Raw genomic sequence first — 17,668 nt, forward strand, 5'->3', positions numbered from 1 at the left:
GCCTGGCAAGCTCGCTGGACGCGCGACTGATCGGAGCGGCCGCCCCGCCGCTCCCGGTTCGGCTGCCGGGTCACCGCCCGCGCCATCGAACAACCGCTCCTCCGGACCGGCTGCGGCCGCGCGGTGGCGAGACGACGGCTCCGGCGCCATGCTGCGGCAGGGTGCGCGTCGGCCGCCTGCACCGGCCATCGCCGCCTGCAGACCGGACGCCCACGACATCAGGGAATATAAGCCGGCACTGATGTCGTGTCGCCTCACCAGGACGAGGAGAGGGAGAAGGCATGAGCGACATCGTCGACCAGGTCAACCAGACGCACCGCGAGGTCGGCACGGGTCGCATCCCCGCAGGCGAGGGCCGCACCGTCCTGCTGCGCAGGCATTACGCGGCCGACGTCGAGGACGTCTGGGACGCCTGCACCGACCCGGACCGCATCAGCCGCTGGTTCCTGCCGATCACCGGAGATCTGCGCCTCGGCGGCCGCTACCAGCTCCAGGGCAATGCGGGCGGGGAGATCCTGCGCTGCGAGCCGCCGAGCCTGCTGGCGGTGACCTGGGTGTTCGGGGACGCTCCGACGGAGGAGGACGTCACCGAGGTGGAGGTGCGACTGGCCCCGGCCCCGGAGGGCGGCACGCTGTTCGAGCTGGTGCACACCGCCGTCGTCGACGAACAGCGATGGGCGCAGTACGGTCCCGGCGCGGTCGGCGTGGGCTGGGATCTCACCGTGATCGGCCTTCACCTGCACCTGAGCGGACAGGTCATCGAGGACCCGGCGGCCTGGGAGTCCTCGCCGGAGGCTCGGGAGCTGGCCGTCACGAGCAGCCTCGCGTGGGGCGCGGCGCTCCAGGCCTCGGGCGCCACCGCAGAGGAGGCCGCCATCGCGGCCGAGAACACCACCGCGTTCTACGCCCCGGAGCCCGACACCGCCCCGTGATCGGCCGCAGGCGCAGCACGCCCCCGATCGGCCCCGTCACGGCATTTCCGTGGCGGGGCTGAACCGGCCCCGTCTGCCGGCCGGCTCCGGCGGCACGAGCCCGCGCGCGCGAGCCCCGACCGCGACCGAACCACCGACGGTGGGCGCCGATCGTGGCACCGAATGATTCGACGACCCGATTCGCCGATCGGTCGAATTCATTCGACGAGAAATCACCGATTCGACTCGACATCGATTGCGACGGGACGGAATCTCCGGGTCTCGTCCCACGAATTCTCGCAATCGGCGGCACAGTGCTGCGTCGAGCGCGGGAATACCGGCCGCCGAACGCCTGATCCCCGCTCGAAGGTTCTTCTTTCGCCGTCAACCATGCGCTAATCTCCACGACACGGAGTCGCCGTCGAACCCGACGACTCGACCACGCTGCGACAGTCGGGGAACCAGGGCCGGCGTCGAAGGAACAGCTCGGACGTCGACGGAGGTTCATGCGTGCGGAATTCCCGCTATTCCGGGGGCCTCCCCGCATCTCCCCACCATTCGATTCCCCGCCGAACGATTCTGCGGGCGGCGGGACACGGACTACTCGCGGCGGGTGCGCTCTCCGCAGTGGCGGGTTGTGGAACGGCGACTCGGGACGGACCCGCGCTGCAATGGTGGGATTACATCATCGAGCCGGAGCGGCAGGCCGGGGTGGCGGCGCTGATCGCCGAGATCGAACGGGCGAATCCCGACATCCGCATCGAGCGGCGGGTGTTCCCCTATGCCGATCTGCAGCCCGCGCTGCTGCGGGGCGCCGTCTCCGGCGAGCTGCCGGACATCGCCGTCGTCGACACCGTGCAGGTCGGCGTGCTCGGCGGCTACGGCCTGCTGGTCGATCTCAGCGAGCACGTGCGCCGCTGGGGCATGGCCGATCAGTACGTCCCGGCGGCCTGGGATGCCGGAGTGATCGGCGACCGGGTGCTGTCGGTCCCCAACAACAGCAACTGTCTCGCCCTGATCTCCAACGTCGACCACCTCGACGAGGCAGGCGTGGACGTCCCCGCCGACTGGCCCGAGCTGGCGGCCGCCGGGCGCGCCCTGACCACCTCGGACCATCGCGGGCTCGCCGTGGCCGCCACCGCATCGGAGGAGGGGGTCTTCCAGTTCCTGCCCTTCCTCTGGCAGACCGGCGGCGACCTCGCCGACTTCGAGACGGCGGGCGCCGAGGCACTGGACCTGCATCGGCGGCTGGTCGCCGACGGCGCCCTGTCGGCGCAGGCCGTGGGCTGGACGCAGCAGGACGTCGCGGGACAGTTCACCTCGGGAGCCGTGTCGATGATGCTCAACGGCCCGTGGCAGCTGCCCACCCTGCGGGCCGCCGAGGGACTGCGGTTCCGGGTCGACCCGCTGCCCGCCGGCCGGACTCGGGCGTCGTGTCTCGGCGGCGAGGGCTGGACGGTCATCGCGGGGTCGACGAAGGTCGAGGCCGCCTGGCGGGTGATCGAGCACAGCCAGCGCAGTGAGGTGCTCGTCCCGTATCTGGACACGATGGGCCTGCTGCCCGCCAGGACCGACCTGACCGACGCAGGACCCTGGGCGCAGGACCCCGAGCTCCAGGTCTTCCTCGCCGAGCTGCACCATGCCCGGCCGAGGGCCTACGGCGCGGGCTATCCGGAGATATCCCAGGAGGTCTCGCGGGCGCATCAGACGGTGCTCTCGGACCCGGCGGCCGATCCGCTCGAGGTCGCATCGGCGGCCTTCCAGCGCATCGCGGGAGACCTGCCGTGACGCGCGACGGCGGGACGCCGACTCGCCTATCGCAGACGCTCGGTAGAGCCGAGCCGCCGGGGCGGCACCGAGGTCGCCGGGCAGGCGGGCATGGGGCGGTGTCGACGGCCCGCAGGCGGGAGGGTCTGCTGCTGGCCGCGCCCGCGCTGCTCTTTCTCCTGGCGCTGCTGGCCTTTCCGCTGCTCTACAACCTGGTGACCTCCGTCCTGGACGTCGATCTGGCCGGCCTGCTCGGCGAGGGAACCCCGTTCGTCGGCGCCGAGAACTACCGGGCGGCGGTCTCGGAGGCCGAGTTCTGGTCGGCCGTGGGACTGACCGTCGTGTTCACCGTCAGCTCGCTCGTCCTCCAGTTCGGCATCGGGTTCGCCCTGGCGCTGCTGTTCGCGCGCCCGTTCCCGCTGAACGGCCTGCTGCGGTCGCTGATGCTCGTGGCCTGGCTGCTGCCGCCGGTGGTCAGCGGCTCGTTGTTCCGCTGGATGCTCGACGCCGACGCGGGCGCCTACAACGCGATCCTGCGCTCGCTGGGACTGGAGGCGCTGACCAACGCCTGGCTCACCGACACCGGCACCGCGCTGGCGGGGGTGATCTTCGCGAACGTCTGGATCGGCGTGCCGTTCAACATGATCCTGCTGCTGGTCGGCCTGACCTCGCTGGACCGTGATCTCTACTCCTCGGCCGCGTTGGACGGGGCGAGTGCCTGGCAGCGGTTCCGGTACCTGACCGTCCCGCTGATGCGGCCGGTGGCGGCGGCCGTGCTGCTGCTCGGGCTGATCTACACGTTCAAGGCCTTCGACCTGATCTTCGTGATGACCGGCGGCGGGCCGGTGGACGCCACCAGGGTGCTTCCGCTGCTCGCCTATGAACGGTTCTTCGAGTTCTTCCGGTTCGGGGAGGGCGCCGCGATCACCGTCCTGCTGCTGGTGATCCCGCTGGTGGTGTCGCTCTGGTACGTCCGCCAGCTCGGCAAGGAGACCGACCGATGACGTCGACGCGACGGCCGTGGCTGCTCACCGGGATCGCGACGGCGATCGTGGCGGTCTTCCTGCTGCCGCTGTACTGGATGGCCGCCACCGCTCTGAAGCGTCCGGAGGACGTCCTGGCCACCCCGCCGCAGTGGCTGCCGATCCCGCCGTCCGGCGCCGGATTCTCCTCGGCGGTCTCGGACCCGCTGCTGCTCCAGGCCCTGCTGAGCAGCGCGATCATCGCGTCGGGGACCACGATCCTGACACTGCTGCTCGCCGCCCCGGTGACCTATGCGATCGCCCGCACCCGGGTGCCCGGCTCCCGGCTGATGCTGCTGGCGATGATGGTCGCGCAGCTGTTGCCGAGCATCGTGCTGGCCGCACCGCTGCTGCTCCTCATGCGGATCGTCGGACTCACCGACACCCATCTGGGGCTGATCCTGGCCGACACGACCCTGACGCTGCCCTTCGCCGTCATCGTGCTGCGACCGCTGATGGCGGCGCTGCCCGCCGAGCTGGAGGAGGCCGCCCGCATGGACGGCGCCTCGGTGGTCGCCCTGTTGCGCCGCATCGTGCTCCCGGTGCTGCGACCGGGACTGATCGCGGCGGGTGCGTTCGCGTTCCTGCTGGCCTGGGGCGAGTTCGTCTTCGGCATCACCCTGGCCAGCTCGGAGTCCGTGCAGCCGGTGACGGTGCTGCTGAACTCCTTCGTCGGCCGCTACGGCACGGCGTGGGGCTCGCTGATGGCCGTGGCGACCTTGATCAGCGTGCCGATCGTCCTGATCTTCGCGGCCTTCCAGCGCTTCATCGTCAGCGGCCTCACGGCGGGCAGCGTCAAGTCCTGATCACCTCGGTCGGCGCGGCCGGGCGGCGGCCAGGCGGGGCGGGTGGTGCTGGGAGGCGATCTCAGGGCGGCAGGACCGGACGGACGACGAGAAGGCGATGCGCGACGCCGGAGCCCGTCCGGGTCGGCGGGCACTCGCTCACCCGGCGGCGGACCGGGCCGCACGCATCCGCCGCCTCGGCCTGCGCGCATCGCGGTGCGTCCGGGCAGGCACGTAGGACGAGACGGCGATTCCGACCGACGCCGGGCGGCGCGGCGCTCGTGCCGCGCCGCCGTCGCGTCTGCGTCGGGCACGGCACGCCCGCTCGGCACCTCGGCGTCGCGCCGCCGGACCCGTCAGAGCCCTACGAACGTCAGAGCCCTACGAACCCGTCAGAGCCCGGCGAACAGGTCGGTCTCGGTGATGCCGGGTCCCTGGCCCTCGCGGATGAACCACTCGATGCCGAAGGCGACCGAGAAGGGCTCCTCGGACATCGACAGGAAGAACGACTCCTCAGTGATCTGGCTCGCGTGCGCCCGCATGGCCCGCCGCTTGTGGTCGTTGTAGGCGGTGACGTCGACTCTGGCGGTCAGGACCGACTCCGGCTTGCCGACCTCGTCGCCCCCGTTCAGGTCCGGCACCTCGAGACCGGCGGCCTCGGCCTGTGCGGCGAAGGCGGCCATGCCCCGCTGAAGGTGATCGCGATTCATCGTGTTCTGGTACACGCGCGGCGTCCCGGCCAGCTCCGCCGCCCGCATCCCCACCCGGTGCACCTGGATGTGATCGGGATGCCCGTAGCCGCCGTTGTCGTCGTAGCAGGTCAGCACGTCCGCGTTCTCCTCACGAAGAATCGCGGCGAGCTTCTCGGCAGCCTCCTCGACCGACGCCGTCCAGAACGATCCCGGCGCGTCGTTGGTGGCCTCGCCCATCATTCCGGAATCGACGTAGCCCAGGAACTCCGTCCGCGCCACGCCGAGGATCTCGGCGGCGGCCTCGGTCTCGACGACCCGTCGCTGCCACAGTTCCTCGCCCTCGGCCAGGAATCCCTCGGGCACCTCGCCGTGCTCCCCGCGAGTGGCGACCACCAGGACCACTCGGTGGCCCTCCTCGAAGGCCTTGCGCATCACCCCGCCGCACGCGATGCACTCGTCGTCGGGATGAGCGTGAAACGTCACCATCGTCGCCATGCGGCGAAGGTACTCGGCGCGGGAGACATCGGATCGACGGCTCCACGGCGGCGATCGGGTCGGCGGCACCGCCTGATCCCCAGTCGCCGAGTCCCGCCCGGCACCCGGCGGCAGGCACGGGCCGAGCCGACGGCGGTCCGTGGCGGGTCGCCCTGTTCAGCGACCGGTCTCGGGGGGTCCGCTGGACTCGCGCACGGTGAGACGCACCGCGTCGGGCAGCGGGAGGGAGTCGGCAGGCAGGCCGTTGAGCGCGCCGAGAGCGATCTCGGCGACGTAGCGGCCGAACGCCTGATTGTCGATCGCCACCGTGGTCAGCGAGGGCACCAACAGGCGGGCGATGGGCGTGTCGTCGAAGCCGAGGACCGAGAGATCGGCGGGCACCCGCAGGCCCTGTCGCAGCGCGGCGGACACGACGGCGGCGGCGAGTTCGTCGTCATAACCGCAGACCGCCGTCACGCGATCCTCGCCAAGCCAGCTCCGCACGGCGGTCGTGGCGCTCTCGAGGTCGGGATCGATCAGCGCGATCCTCGGCTCCGGGAGTCCGTTGACCGCACAGGCCTGCCGCAGGACCGTCTCCCGCTGTGCGGCGCGCGCAGCCAGTCGGGGCTCGGCAGGCAGCGCGCAGCCGATGCGTCGGTGGCCCAGGGCCGCGAGATGTCCGATCTGGAGCGCGACGCCCTGCGCCGCAGGCCAGAAGGTCGCCACCGGCCGATCGCCCTCAGCAGGGAGGATGCGCTCGACCCCGGCGCGTCGCATCGACAGCATCTCGGCGGCCGAGAACGGTTCGAAGCCCACCACCATCTCGGGCATCAGCACCGACCAGAGGGGCGCGGCAGATTCCGGCGGCCGATGGTGGACGACGAGCTGGTACCCGGCGGCGGCCAGCCGCACCGTGGCGGCCTCGAGGAGTTCCCGGAGCGCATGGCCCACCGGCAGGTTCGGCAGCACGATCAACACGATCCGGCTGTGACCGCTGCGCAGCGCGCGAGCCCCGTTGTGCGGCTGGTAGCCGAGCCGTTCCGCCGCGGCGAGGACCCGTTTCGCGGTGGCCGCCGAGATCGACTGCGATGACGTGCGATTGAGCACGAAGCCGACCGTCGCCCTGGACACCCCCGCCTCGGCGGCCACGTCGGTGGCCGTGACCCGTCTGCCCGTCGTCATCCCGGTGTGCACCTCATTCGCCGCCGCACCGATCCCGCCGCTGCTCCGATCGGGCAATCTTAGCTGCCTAGCTCTACTAGCACGTGCTAGCTTCGGATCATCGACCGCACTGCCGTGATCCCGACCGACCTCCGACAGGCACCGCCCGAGACGCCCGGCCCGATCCGGCCCGCAGGCCGTTCGACCGGTCAGGGCACCCACCACCACAGCAGCCTGCCTCGCGGGCCCGGCTCGTCGCCACCCGTCTCCGCCGGAGACGGCCGGGTGTCGGGTCGAGGTGCAGGCTCCGGCGCGTCGTCGCCCAGCGCTCCCCCGCGATCGACCAGCAGACGAGACCAGGCGCGGCGGAACCGTCCCGGCGGCGCCGTCGCCGTCCCAGGAGGAACTCAGTGACCACCGAGGACCGACAGCCGCTCGACTACCCCTTCGTCCTGCCCACGCCCAACGAGCCGCCGCTGGAGTGGGCCCGCCTCCGGCAGGAGTGTCCGGTCGCCGCCGTCCGGCTGGCCAGCGGCGACGAGGCGTTGCTGCTCACGCGCTACGAGGACGTGAAGCAGGTCCTCGCCGACCCCCGGTTCACCCGCTCGCTCAGCGCCGACGACGCCGCTCGGGTCACGGCCAACGAGTCCGGCGGGATCTTCGCGTCCGAGAGTCAGATCGACTCCTCCACGGACGCGCACCAGCAGTGGCGCAGGCTGGTCGGCAAGGCGTTCACCGCCAAGCGGATGTCCCAGATGCGGCCCGCCATCGAGGCGATGGCCGATCGGCTCCTCGACGAGATGTGCGAGCGGGGCGCGCCCGCCGACCTCGTCTCCTCCTTCGCCTTCCCGTTGCCGGTGTGGGTGATCTGCGACCTGTTGGGCGTGCCGGACTCCGACCGGGACCGCTTCTCCTACTGGTCGGACACCATGCTCAGCCTCGATCGGTACGAGCAGGCGGAGATCGACGCCGCACAGCAGGAGTTCGGCGAATACTTCGCGGCCCACATCGCGACCCGCCGGGCCGATCCCGGCGAGGACCTGCTGAGCGAGCTGATCGCCGTCGCGGACTCCGCAGACGGCAGGCTGCCGGAGGAGCTGCTCATGCTCACCGGGCAGGGCCTGCTGGTCGCGGGACACGAGACCACCGCGAACATGATCTCGAAGATGGTGGTGCTGCTGCTCGGCGAGCGCGAGCGGTGGACGGCGCTGGTCGCCGACCCCTCGTTGGTGCGCACGGCCGCCGAGGAGGCGCTGCGCTTCGACGCCAACGCAGGCTTCGGCCTGCCCCGCTACCTCACCGAGGACATCGAGGTGGGCGGCCGGACCGTGACCAGGGGAACCACGGTCGTCACCAGTCTCGCCTCGGCCAATCGCGACGAGCAGGCCTTCGCCGACGCCGACGCCATGGACCTGCGACGGGCGCCGAATCCGCATCTCGCCTTCGGGATCGGCCCGCACTCGTGTCTCGGGCAGGCTTTGGCCCGCACCGAACTCCAGGCCGTGCTGAGCGTGCTGGTGCGCAGGCTGCCGGGACTGGAACTCGCCGTCGGTGTCGAGGAGCTGCCTCTCCGGCAGGGGCTGCTCGTCGGCGGGCTCGATCGACTGCCGGTCCGGTGGTGACCGGACGCCCGAGATCCGTGCTGCGCTGATCATTCCGGCGTGATGCGGCCCTCATCCGGCGCCCGCCGGGCCGGGCCGACCAGCGTCCGATCGGCCGTGCCGCAGGCGATCTGCGGTGCCCGCCGGCTGGGGCGAGCAGGCCTCGCCGTCGGCGCGCGGCGGTCGGCGGTCGGCGGGCACGCGTTGGACGTGTCCGCCGGACGCCCCACCCGGGGCACCTCGACCGCGATGCCGACCAGGCTGCGCGGACTTCCATCGGCCTTAGCGGGCCGTCCCCGATGAGAGGAGCCACCCGATGCACGTGGACGTGGACACCCAGAAGTGCTGTGGAGCGGGCCAGTGTGTGCTGCTCGCCCCGGCGGTGTTCGATCAACGGGAGGACGACGGCATCGTCCTGCTGCTCGACGCCGATCCTCCCGAGGGCCAGCACGGCCCGGTCCGGGAGGCGGCGGCGGTGTGCCCCGGCATGGCGATCACCGTCACCACGTGACGGCCATGCGGGCCGGGGCGCTCCGAGGGTGACGCGGGCCGGGGCCGCGGGCGGACCGGATGTCGCGGGCGGATCGGTCCGGGCCCCGGCTGGGCACGGCGGCAAGCCGACAGAGGGCCAACGGCGGCGAGCCGCCACAGAGCCACGGCGGCCCGCCGCAACCGAAGTCCATCTCGGCGAGCCGCCGTCGGCACGGAAGGCGCGAGTCGCTGACAGCCACACTGCCGAGCCGCGTCGGCGAAGGAAGACGCCGAGGCAGACAGGCCCGCGGGTGCCCTGCCGCCGTGTTCGGGGCTCCGCCCTGGCGCATGCGCCGGGGTCCCGTGCACCGCAGCCCGCAGGACACGCCCCCTCGCGCGCCCCGCCCGCCGCCACCCGATGTGAACCTGTGGTGAAGAAGGCGTCTTCCTCCACGCTGCCCGATGAGCTACCGTCGAGAGGTCGTCTCTCCACAAGAGACGAATGCGTCCTGCCGTTCGATGGGGGAAGCCGGTGTGAGTCCGGCACTGTCCCGCAGCCGTGAGCACCCGTGTTCCTCGGGTGTCAGTCGGAATGCCCGTCGTGCGGTACTGCTCGGCTCCTCTGTCGTGGTGTGCAGCGCGGAGCTTCGGAGCCTGCGCGGCTCCGGACTGCGGTCTGCCCGAACCGAAGGGAACTCACAGGCCATGTCCTTGAGCCTCTCCGTCCGGCGTCGTCTCTTAACCGGCCTCTTCGCAGGTTCTCTGCTTCTGTTCGGCGGCACGGCCGTCGCGGCCGTCCCGGCCGCCGCGCCCACCGCCGACGACTCGGTCACCGTCGCCTGGACCGACGGTCCCTGCACCGGGACGACCGGCGTCACGGTGGTCGTCGACTTCACCGGACACGCGGGCGGCGACGTCGTCCGGCGGTGCACCGACGGCGACCCGGCGACCGCGTTCGCCGCGCTGACCGATGTGGACGTCGCGCCGGAGCACGGCATCGGACAGGGCGAGACCGGCCCCTACCAGTACCTGTGCCGGATCGACGGCCTGCCCTCGGCCACCGCCGACGCGTGCGACGGTTTCCTGCCCAACGCGCCGTACTGGGCGTTCTGGGTGCCCGACGTGGCCGGCGACGCGTGGGGTTATGCGGATGAGGGCGTGGACACCTACGACCCGCCGTTGGGCGACGTCCTCGGCTTCTCCTTCGGGGCGGGCACCGTGGCCGACCCGAACGAGATGAGCCTGACGCTGGACGAGGCACTCGACCCGAACTGGACGCCGACCAGCTGATGCTCAAGCCTCTCCTCGGCCTGACGGCGGGAGCGCTGCTCCTCGCCTCGACGGTCGTTCCCTCTGCCGCCTCGGCAGACCCGGCGATCATCGCCGCGTCGGCCGAGGCGGGCACGGCGGCCGAGTTCCTGGAACGGGAGTTCGTCCGACTCGACTACGTCTATCCCAGCGCCACCCCTGGTTCCCCCGACGCGGGCCTGCAGGCGGATGCGCTGCTCGGCCTGCATGCGGCGGGCCGCACCGGGACGACCTTCGATCTCGGCGTCCGCGCGCTGCGCGAGATGTTCTACAACGGCAACCTCGCCAACTCCGGTGTTCTCGCGAAACGACTGATGGTCGCCCTGCGGGCCGGGGTCGACCCGGCGGACTGGGGCGTCGACTCCAACGGTGTCCCGATCGACCTGGTGGACCGGCTCACCGCGACGCTCGACGTCGACGGTCGGTACCGCAACCTGAACGCGGGTGATTACGACCCGCGACGAGACCTGTCGAACACCTTCTCCCAGGCGCTGGCGTTGATCGCCATGGACGAGCACGCCCGGCACACCGGCACGCCGATCGATCAGCGAGCGAGCATCGACTACCTGGTGCGGCAACAGTGCCCCAGCGGCGGCTTCCGCGCGAACCCCCCGCCCGAGAACGTCGGCTCGACCTGCGCGGGCAGCGACGACGCGCTGGTCAGCGTCGACAACACGGCGATGGCCGTCTGGGCGCTGGCCGAGGTCGGCGGTAACGCGGGCGCCCTGGATCGGGGCGTGCGCTGGCTGCTCGACCGGCAGTACCACGACGGCGCCTTCGGCTTCGACTCCTCCACGCCGGAGCTGATCGAGCAGACCCGCAACGCCAACAGCACCGGTCTCGCCGCCCTCGCGCTCACCGTCGCGGACCAGACGGGGCCCGCCGGACGCGCGGGCGGCTGGCTGACCTCGATCCAGCTCCGTGCCGGTGTCGACCCCGGCGCCATGACCGGCGCGGTCTCCTACTCGGCGCGCGACTACCTGGACGTCCAGACCGACGGGCCGCTGTACTGGAGCCGCGCGGGCAACCAGGACCGGCTGCGGCGGGCGACCGCGCAGGCGCTGCTCGGGCTGTCGGCGACACCACCCGTCGAGCCGCCCGAGCCGCCGACGACCACGCCGCCGCCCGAGCCGCCCGACGGCAGTCCCGGCGAGCCGGGACAACCGGGTCAGCCCGGTCAGCCCGGCCTTCCCGGTCAGCCGGGACAACCGGGGCTTCCCGGGCAGCCCGGGTTACCTGGCGAGCCGGGGTATCCCGGCCAGTCGGGGCTCGGCGGTGATCCGGGCAGTCCCGGTCTCGACGGCGCGCAGGGCGAGGCGGGCGAGAATCCCGACGCCGTCGATCAGACCCCTCGGGTCGATCCTCCCTTGGCGGTCGCCCAGGAGCCTCGGGCGGTGGACAGGCCGGCCGAGCAGACGGCCGCGCCTGCGACCTCGTTGGCATTGGTCGGCGACTTCCTGCGCAGTCCCGTCGGGCTGGCGTCCTCGGCGGGCGTGGCGCTGCTGCTGGCGGCGATCAGCTACCTGCTGATCAGCAGGCCACGTCGACGGGGCGGAGTGCCGCGATGAGACTGACGCGTCTGCTGGGCACGGCGCTGTTCGCCGCCGCCGTCACCCTGGCCGCCCCGACGCCCGCCCCGGCCGCCGCGCAGGCCTGCACGGCGGAGACCGGCGTCGTGGTGGTCGTGGACTTCGGTTCGCTCGGGGGCACCGTGTCCCGCTGCGTCCCCGGCACGCCCGAGACGGGATACGCGGCGTTGCAGGAGGCAGGCTTCCGACTCGCGGGCACCGCGCACGACGGTGCCGGGTTCGTCTGCCGCATCGACGATCGGCCCGGCCCCGATCAGGAACCGTGCGACGACACGCCCTCCGGGGACGCCTACTGGTCGTACTGGATCGACGAGGGCGGCGGCAGCTGGTCGTACAGCACACGGGGCGCGATGGCGTCCTATCCCGAGGCCGACCGCGTCGAGGGCTGGTCCTTCGGCGCGGGCGATCCACCGGGGATGACGGGTTCGGCGGCCAGGGCACGGTTCGCTCCGAGCGGACCAGGCGACGCACCGAATCCCGGCGATCCGGCCCCGCCCGCCGCGCCGGGGGATCCCGCGCCCGGCGGTTCGGCCGACCGGCCGCATCAGCCTGCGCAGCCCGCCGAGGGCGGTACGGCGCCCACGGACGGGGCCGCCACCGATCCCGAGAACCCGGCCGATCCCACCGAGCAGGACGGCGACGAGCAGACCGAGAGCGACACCGAGGCGCCCGCGCTCGACGGGTCGGCGGGTCAGGACCCGTCCGTCGCGGCGGACGGCACCGAGCAGACCGCCCAGGACGCCACCGGGGCCGGCGGGGTGCCATGGGCGACGATCATCGCGTTCGCCGCGATCTGGGTGCTGGGCATCGGCGCCGGGATCATCGCCCGACGCCGCCGTCGCGCGGCCGAGTGAGCGGCGGCGGGGCGGAGTCAAGGCAGGGGCGCCGGGACGCTGCGGCGGCCGTGGAGCGGCCCGAGTTCACCCGTGGGTTGTCGCCATGACCGGGAGTCACAGCCCGAGCCGCAGGCGCCGACCGGCGGCCCGCACTCGACGGACCGGCCCTCACACGACGGCCGACCCGTTGAAGAGGAACAGCACGATCGCCAGGGCGGCCGTCAGCACGGCGGCCCGGAAGGGTCGTCGGCTGTCCGGCGCAGCGGGCACCGCCGTCCCGGCGATCGCCACCGCCACCGCCACCCCGGCGACGATCAGACTGGGCAGATCGATCCGCCCCGGCGTCCCCACCAGCAGCACGCCCACCGCGGCGAGCATCACCAGCGGCGTCAAGGTCCGACAGGCGGCCCGCCCGATGCGCTGTGGGAATCCCCGCACCCCTGTCGCCAGATCGCCCTCGATGTCGGGCAGTGCGTTGACCAGATGGGCGCCCACGCCGAGCAGGGCGGCCGTGACGACCGCCCACCACGCGGGCCAGGGCGCGCCGGGCAGCCCGAGCGTCACGAACGCGGGCAGCGTCCCGAAGCCCACGGCGTAGGTCAACGGGGAGGCGACGGTGCGCTTGAGACCGAGGTTGTAGGCCCAGCCCGCCGCCACCATGCCGAGCAGGTGCACCGAGCCAGCAAGGAGTCCGTTGGCCAGCGACAGCGGGACGCACACCAGCAGGGCCATCGCCGCGGCCACTCCGACGACGCGCGGCGAGAGCGCCCCGGCGGCCACCGGCTTGTCGCGACGACCGGTGAGCACGTCCCGCCGGGCGTCCAGCGCGTCGTTGGACCAGCCGATCGAGAGCTGTCCGGCCAACACCGACGCGGCGACCAACGCCGACCCACCCGCTCCCCGACCGGTCGCCACGGCCAGCACCGTGGTGAACAGGGTCACCGCCACGGCGGGCTCGGGATGCGCACTGCCGAGCAACGCGCCGAGGCGGGCGGCCGGAGACGGCCGAGAGATCGGGGACATCGGGGAGGCCGGAGACGTCGGAGAGGCCGGGGACGTCGACGGGGCGGAACGAGGTCGCAGGTCCACCAGCCCAGTGATACACGCGAAACGCCTCGGCCCGGGCGGTCCCACGCCGACCGGGCAGCGAGTTTCGCCGAGCTGGCGGCCAGATCCGACCCGGCCCAGCCGAGGAGACCGGCGAGATCGGCACGCCGACGGCAGGCGGGTTCCGGCCGATGCCCGTTATCTTCGGAGGAAGATCCTCGAGAGATCGACCCCTGACCATCGACGACGGGTAGTCCGAATGCTGTGGTACATCCTGCTCGTCCTGGCCGTCGCGCTGGAACGGCTCGCCGAACTCGTCGTGGCACAGCGCAACGGTCGACGAAGTCTGGCACGGGGCGCGGTGGAGTCGGGTCGAGGCCACTATCCGGTGATGGTCGTCCTGCACACCGGGCTGCTCGTCGCGTGCCTGGCCGAGGCCGTCCTGCTCGACCGGCCGTTCATCCCCGCCCTGGGCGTCCCGATGCTCGCGCTGGTGGTGCTGGCCCAGGCCCTGCGCTGGTGGTGCATCGTCTCGCTCGGCGACGCCTGGAACACCCGCGTCCTGGTCGTGCCCGGCGCCGAGCCCGTCCGCAGCGGCCCGTACCGCTTCCTTCGGCATCCCAACTACGTCGCGGTGGTCGTGGAGATCATCGCGCTGCCGCTGGTGCACTCGGCCTGGTTGACGGCGCTGACCTTCACCGTGGCCAACGCCGCGCTGCTCACGGTCCGCATCCGCTGTGAGGACAGGGCGCTGGCGCAGCTCGCGACCGCATGAGTCTCGACCACGATCTGCTGATCGCGGGCGGCGGGCCCGCCGGACTGGCCACCGCCCTGTACGCCGTGCGGGCAGGCCTGCGGCCGGTGGTGATCGAGCCGCGCGCGGCCCCGACGGACAAGGCCTGCGGCGAGGGGCTGCTGCCCGGTGCGGTGCGGGCGCTGACCGCGCTGGGCGTGCCGGTGCCCGGCCATCGGATCGACGGCATCAGCTACATCCAGGGCGATCGGCAGGTGCGGGCGGCCTTCCGCGCGGGCCCCGGTCTCGGGGTGCGGCGGACCGTGCTCCACGCGGCCTTGCATCAGGCGGTGCTGGACGCGGGCGTGCCGATCCTGCCCACCCGAGTCGACGAGGTGCGGGTGGACGCGACGGGGGTGACCGCGCTCGGCCCGGACCTGCGCGGCCGCTGGCTGGCAGCCGCCGACGGGCTGCACTCGCCGACGGCCCGCGCGCTCGGCCTCCGGACCGAGGACACCCGCCCGGCCCGATTCGGACTGCGCAGGCACTATGCCGTCGCCCCGCCCTCCTCGGCCGTCGAGGTCCACTATGGACCGTTTGGCGAGGCCTATCTGACTCCGCTCGGGCCCGAACTCACCGGAGTCGCCCTGCTGACCAGCCGCCGAGCGCCGTTCGGTGAGCAGCTGGCCGAGTATCCCGCGCTGCTCGCACGATTCCCGGCGGCGTCGGCCGTCACCGCCGTGCGCGGCGCGGGACCGCTGCGACAACGGATGCGACGGCGGGTCGCGGGCGGCGGCCGGGTGCTGTTCGTCGGCGACGCGGCAGGCTATGTGGACGCGCTGACCGGTGAGGGCATCACCTTGGCCATGGCGGGCGCGGCGGCACTGGTGGACAGCCTGCGCCGGGATCGGCCGCAGGAGTACGAACGCGCCTGGCTGCGCGCGACCCGACGCCACCGGCTGCTGACGGAGTGTCTGGTGCTGGCCAGGGCGAACCCGCTCACCGCAGGCCGGATCGTCCCGGCCGCCGAGCGCCTGCCCTCGGTGTTCGGCGCCGTCGTCAACGCACTGGCGTGAGCGAGGTGGCGGGCCGTAGGCGCAGGGTCGAGCGGAACGTGACCGCAGTGTTGTCCACAGAGGACGAATCGATCGGTGCGTTCCCTGCACAGAAGTCAGGTCGCGAGTCCGCCTACCATGGAGCATCACAGATGAATAACGCCCGAGCTGCGCCGCAGGTGGCGAAGGGCAAGCCCCGCGCAGGCGGGGGTGGTCCGACCATCGCGGAGCGGTCGTCGCAGGTCCGGGTGTAAGCCCCGCGCAAGCGGGGGTGGTCCGGGCAAGGACGCGCAGCTGTCGTGCAACCGTGCGTAAGCCCCGCGCAAGCGGGGGTGGTCCACCGCCGAGGCTGATCTCCGACAGCAGAGTTGCGTAAGCCCCGCGCAAGCGGGGATGGCCCGATGTCAGCCGGGATGGTGGGCAGTTCGTCGGGGTGGGCCGCACCAGGAGGCAGAGGACTTCGACCAACTCACTCCGGCAAGGTCAAGAGCCTTCGCAAGCCGGAACGCCCCGCCCGCCCGTCGGCGCCCCGGCGAAGCAGGTCTCCGGCACGCGGCCGAGATGGGCCGGACCACCAACGGACGGCGTCGGGCTTCTCTGCCCGGCCAGCCTGCCCCGGCGGTTCGGCGTTCACCAGCGCAGCAGCACGAGTTCCGCGCAGAAGCCGGGGCCCATCGCGAGCAGCAGGCCCGGTGTCCCGGCGGGCGGGCGGGGTTGGGCGAGGGTTCTTCGCAGCACGTCGAGGACCGAGGCCGAGGAGAGGTTGCCCAGGGCCGACAGCGACTCCCGGGTGTGCGCCAGCGCGGTGGCGGGCAGTGCGAGCGAATCGGTGACGGCGTCGATGACCTTCGGCCCGCCCGGATGGCAGATCCACGTCCCGACGTCCTCGGCGACCAGGCCGTGATCGGCGAGGAAGCCGACGACGTCCTTGCTGAGGAACTCGCGCGCGATGGTCGGGACGTCGGCGGAGAGCACCAGACGGAAGCCGCTGGCGCCGATGTCCCAGCCCATGACGTCCTCGGTGTCGGGGTAGAGCCTGCTGCGGGTCGCGATGATCTCGGGCAGCGCACCGACGCCGTCGGCGGGACGAAGGCCTTCGACGGATCGTCGCTGCGGGACGAGACGCGCGGCGCCGACGTCGGACCCGCCGCCGTCGGCCGCCTCTGCGGGCGCCGCGTTGGACACGGCAGGCCCGGCAGTGCCCGGTAGGGCTGCGTGCCCCGCCTCGGCGCCGTCCCGCTCGGCGCTCCCCGGTCGGCTGCCGCTGCCGCTCATCCGAATGCCACCCGGCACGCCGGACCCGGACGTGTTCCCCACGTCCTCGCCGGGCGCCGCCCGCATCACCCCCGATGCGGTCACCCCCGATCGGGTGCGGCCCGTGGCTGCGGGCCCGGCCTCGGGACGGTCGTCGAACCCGGCAGCGCCTCGACGATTCCCCCCGAGGAGCACGACGGCGGCCGCGCCGTCGCCGAACAGGCTGCTGCCGACGACGTTGGCAACGGAGACGTCGTCGCGCTGCAGGGTCAGCGAGCACAGCTCCACGGCGAGCAGCACGGCCACCTGATCCGGCCAGGCCCGCAGGTAGTCGGCCACCCGCGCGATGCCCGCCGCGCCCGCGACGCAGCCGAGGCCGAACATCGGAATCCGTTTCACGTCCTCGCGGAGGCCCAGCCGCCGGGCCAGCCGAGCCTCCAGCGAGGGGACGGCGAGCCCCGTCACCGTCGTGGACACCACGAGGTCGACCTCGTCCGGGCTGATCCCCGCCTCCGCCAGCGCCCGGCGGACGGCCCGCTCGCCGAGTTCGAGCGCGGCCGTCAGATAGGCCTCGTTGGCCTCGGTGAAGCTCGCGAGTGCGCGCAGTTGTTCGAGTGGAACCGCGAAGTGCCGGGTGTCCACCCCGGCGTTGTCGGAGATCCGCTCCGCAGCCCGGCGCCTCGGGCTCCCGACCGGGAGGAACTCGTCGACGAAGGCCGCCAGGATCTCCTCCTGGCGGTAGACGTGCTCGGGCAGGGCCGTGGCGGCCGACGCGATCCGAGGCGGCGGGGCCGTCCGCAGCGCGTCGGCTCCTCGCCCCCGATCCTCGTCCTGACTGCGGCGCGTCCCCGTGACCTGAGACATCGACATCCTTCCCGCTCGCGTCGCCGATCCCCACCGGATCGAGATCCGATGCGGCCTTCCGGTGCGATGGGCACCCGATCGTGTCCCGGTACCGCGCA

15 protein-coding genes and 1 riboswitch are annotated in these 17,668 nt (G+C 72.6%); of the genes, 11 read left to right on the plus strand and 4 right to left on the minus strand.

Going from position 1 to position 17,668, the window contains the following annotated elements:
* Nucleotides 1-281 precede the first annotated feature (281 nt).
* The 4 genes from UA75_RS18640 to UA75_RS18655 all read left to right on the plus strand — a co-directional run bounded on the left by UA75_RS18640 (nucleotide 282) and on the right by UA75_RS18655 (nucleotide 4,506).
* Nucleotides 282-932: an SRPBCC family protein gene (locus UA75_RS18640; RefSeq protein ID WP_075741341.1), complete on the plus strand. Its 651-nt coding sequence runs from the start codon at nucleotides 282-284 to the stop codon at nucleotides 930-932.
* Between the two features lie 489 nt (nucleotides 933-1,421).
* A complete protein-coding gene (locus UA75_RS18645) occupies nucleotides 1,422-2,699 on the plus strand; it encodes an ABC transporter substrate-binding protein (protein WP_075741342.1) in 1,278 nt (425 codons plus the stop codon).
* A gap of 98 nt (nucleotides 2,700-2,797) precedes the next feature.
* Nucleotides 2,798-3,682 (plus strand): carbohydrate ABC transporter permease, encoded by an 885-nt coding sequence (locus UA75_RS18650; protein ID WP_075741343.1) that lies wholly within the window; start codon nucleotides 2,798-2,800, stop codon nucleotides 3,680-3,682.
* The gene (locus UA75_RS18655; protein WP_075741344.1) at nucleotides 3,679-4,506 is read left to right on the plus strand and encodes a carbohydrate ABC transporter permease; all 828 of its coding nucleotides are present in this window, start codon (nucleotides 3,679-3,681) and stop codon (nucleotides 4,504-4,506) included. The genes UA75_RS18650 and UA75_RS18655 overlap by 4 nt, the downstream gene beginning before the upstream one ends.
* Before the next feature lie 371 nt (nucleotides 4,507-4,877).
* Here UA75_RS18655 and UA75_RS18660 read toward each other — a convergent pair whose 3' ends face one another.
* Nucleotides 4,878-5,672 (minus strand): PIG-L family deacetylase, encoded by a 795-nt coding sequence (locus UA75_RS18660; protein ID WP_075741345.1) that lies wholly within the window; start codon nucleotides 5,670-5,672, stop codon nucleotides 4,878-4,880.
* A 156-nt stretch (nucleotides 5,673-5,828) separates the two neighbouring features.
* A complete protein-coding gene (locus tag UA75_RS18665; protein WP_075743948.1) occupies nucleotides 5,829-6,833 on the minus strand; it encodes a LacI family DNA-binding transcriptional regulator in 1,005 nt (334 codons plus the stop codon).
* A gap of 389 nt (nucleotides 6,834-7,222) precedes the next feature.
* Here UA75_RS18665 and UA75_RS18670 point away from each other — a divergent pair, with 389 nt between their 5' ends.
* The 5 genes from UA75_RS18670 to UA75_RS18685 all read left to right on the plus strand — a co-directional run bounded on the left by UA75_RS18670 (nucleotide 7,223) and on the right by UA75_RS18685 (nucleotide 12,635).
* Entirely contained in the window at nucleotides 7,223-8,434 is a 1,212-nt protein-coding gene (locus UA75_RS18670) for a cytochrome P450 (protein ID WP_075741346.1), read from the plus strand.
* A gap of 295 nt (nucleotides 8,435-8,729) precedes the next feature.
* The gene (locus tag UA75_RS18675) at nucleotides 8,730-8,924 is read left to right on the plus strand and encodes a ferredoxin (RefSeq protein WP_075741347.1); all 195 of its coding nucleotides are present in this window, start codon (nucleotides 8,730-8,732) and stop codon (nucleotides 8,922-8,924) included.
* A gap of 437 nt (nucleotides 8,925-9,361) precedes the next feature.
* A riboswitch (cobalamin riboswitch) is annotated at nucleotides 9,362-9,503 on the plus strand.
* Nucleotides 9,504-9,589: 86 nt separating this feature from the next.
* The gene (locus tag UA75_RS33115) at nucleotides 9,590-10,174 is read left to right on the plus strand and encodes a hypothetical protein (protein ID WP_157434283.1); all 585 of its coding nucleotides are present in this window, start codon (nucleotides 9,590-9,592) and stop codon (nucleotides 10,172-10,174) included.
* Nucleotides 10,174-11,760: a prenyltransferase/squalene oxidase repeat-containing protein gene (locus UA75_RS33120; RefSeq protein WP_075741348.1), complete on the plus strand. Its 1,587-nt coding sequence runs from the start codon at nucleotides 10,174-10,176 to the stop codon at nucleotides 11,758-11,760. Before UA75_RS33115 ends, UA75_RS33120 begins: the two co-directional genes overlap by 1 nt.
* A complete protein-coding gene (locus tag UA75_RS18685; RefSeq protein WP_075741349.1) occupies nucleotides 11,757-12,635 on the plus strand; it encodes a hypothetical protein in 879 nt (292 codons plus the stop codon). Before UA75_RS33120 ends, UA75_RS18685 begins: the two co-directional genes overlap by 4 nt.
* Before the next feature lie 150 nt (nucleotides 12,636-12,785).
* Here the strand turns inward: UA75_RS18685 and UA75_RS18690 are convergent, their stop codons facing one another.
* Nucleotides 12,786-13,640 (minus strand): UbiA family prenyltransferase, encoded by an 855-nt coding sequence (locus UA75_RS18690; protein WP_075741350.1) that lies wholly within the window; start codon nucleotides 13,638-13,640, stop codon nucleotides 12,786-12,788.
* A 283-nt stretch (nucleotides 13,641-13,923) separates the two neighbouring features.
* Here UA75_RS18690 and UA75_RS18695 point away from each other — a divergent pair, with 283 nt between their 5' ends.
* Nucleotides 13,924-14,439 carry an isoprenylcysteine carboxyl methyltransferase family protein gene (locus UA75_RS18695; RefSeq protein ID WP_075741351.1) on the plus strand — a complete coding sequence of 172 codons (516 nt, stop codon included), beginning with the start codon at nucleotides 13,924-13,926 and terminating at the stop codon, nucleotides 14,437-14,439.
* On the plus strand, nucleotides 14,436-15,473 hold the full coding sequence (locus tag UA75_RS18700) for an NAD(P)/FAD-dependent oxidoreductase (RefSeq protein WP_075741352.1): 1,038 nt from the start codon (nucleotides 14,436-14,438) through the stop codon (nucleotides 15,471-15,473). Before UA75_RS18695 ends, UA75_RS18700 begins: the two co-directional genes overlap by 4 nt.
* A gap of 609 nt (nucleotides 15,474-16,082) precedes the next feature.
* Here the strand turns inward: UA75_RS18700 and UA75_RS34660 are convergent.
* Nucleotides 16,083-17,570, minus strand: a complete 1,488-nt coding sequence (locus tag UA75_RS34660) for a type III polyketide synthase (RefSeq protein ID WP_232237316.1) — start codon at nucleotides 17,568-17,570, stop codon at nucleotides 16,083-16,085.
* Between the last annotated feature and the right edge of the window lie 98 nt (nucleotides 17,571-17,668).

This window comes from Actinoalloteichus sp. GBA129-24, from assembly GCF_001941645.1.
Classification (GTDB): Bacteria; Actinomycetota; Actinomycetes; order Mycobacteriales; family Pseudonocardiaceae; genus Actinoalloteichus_A; species Actinoalloteichus_A fjordicus.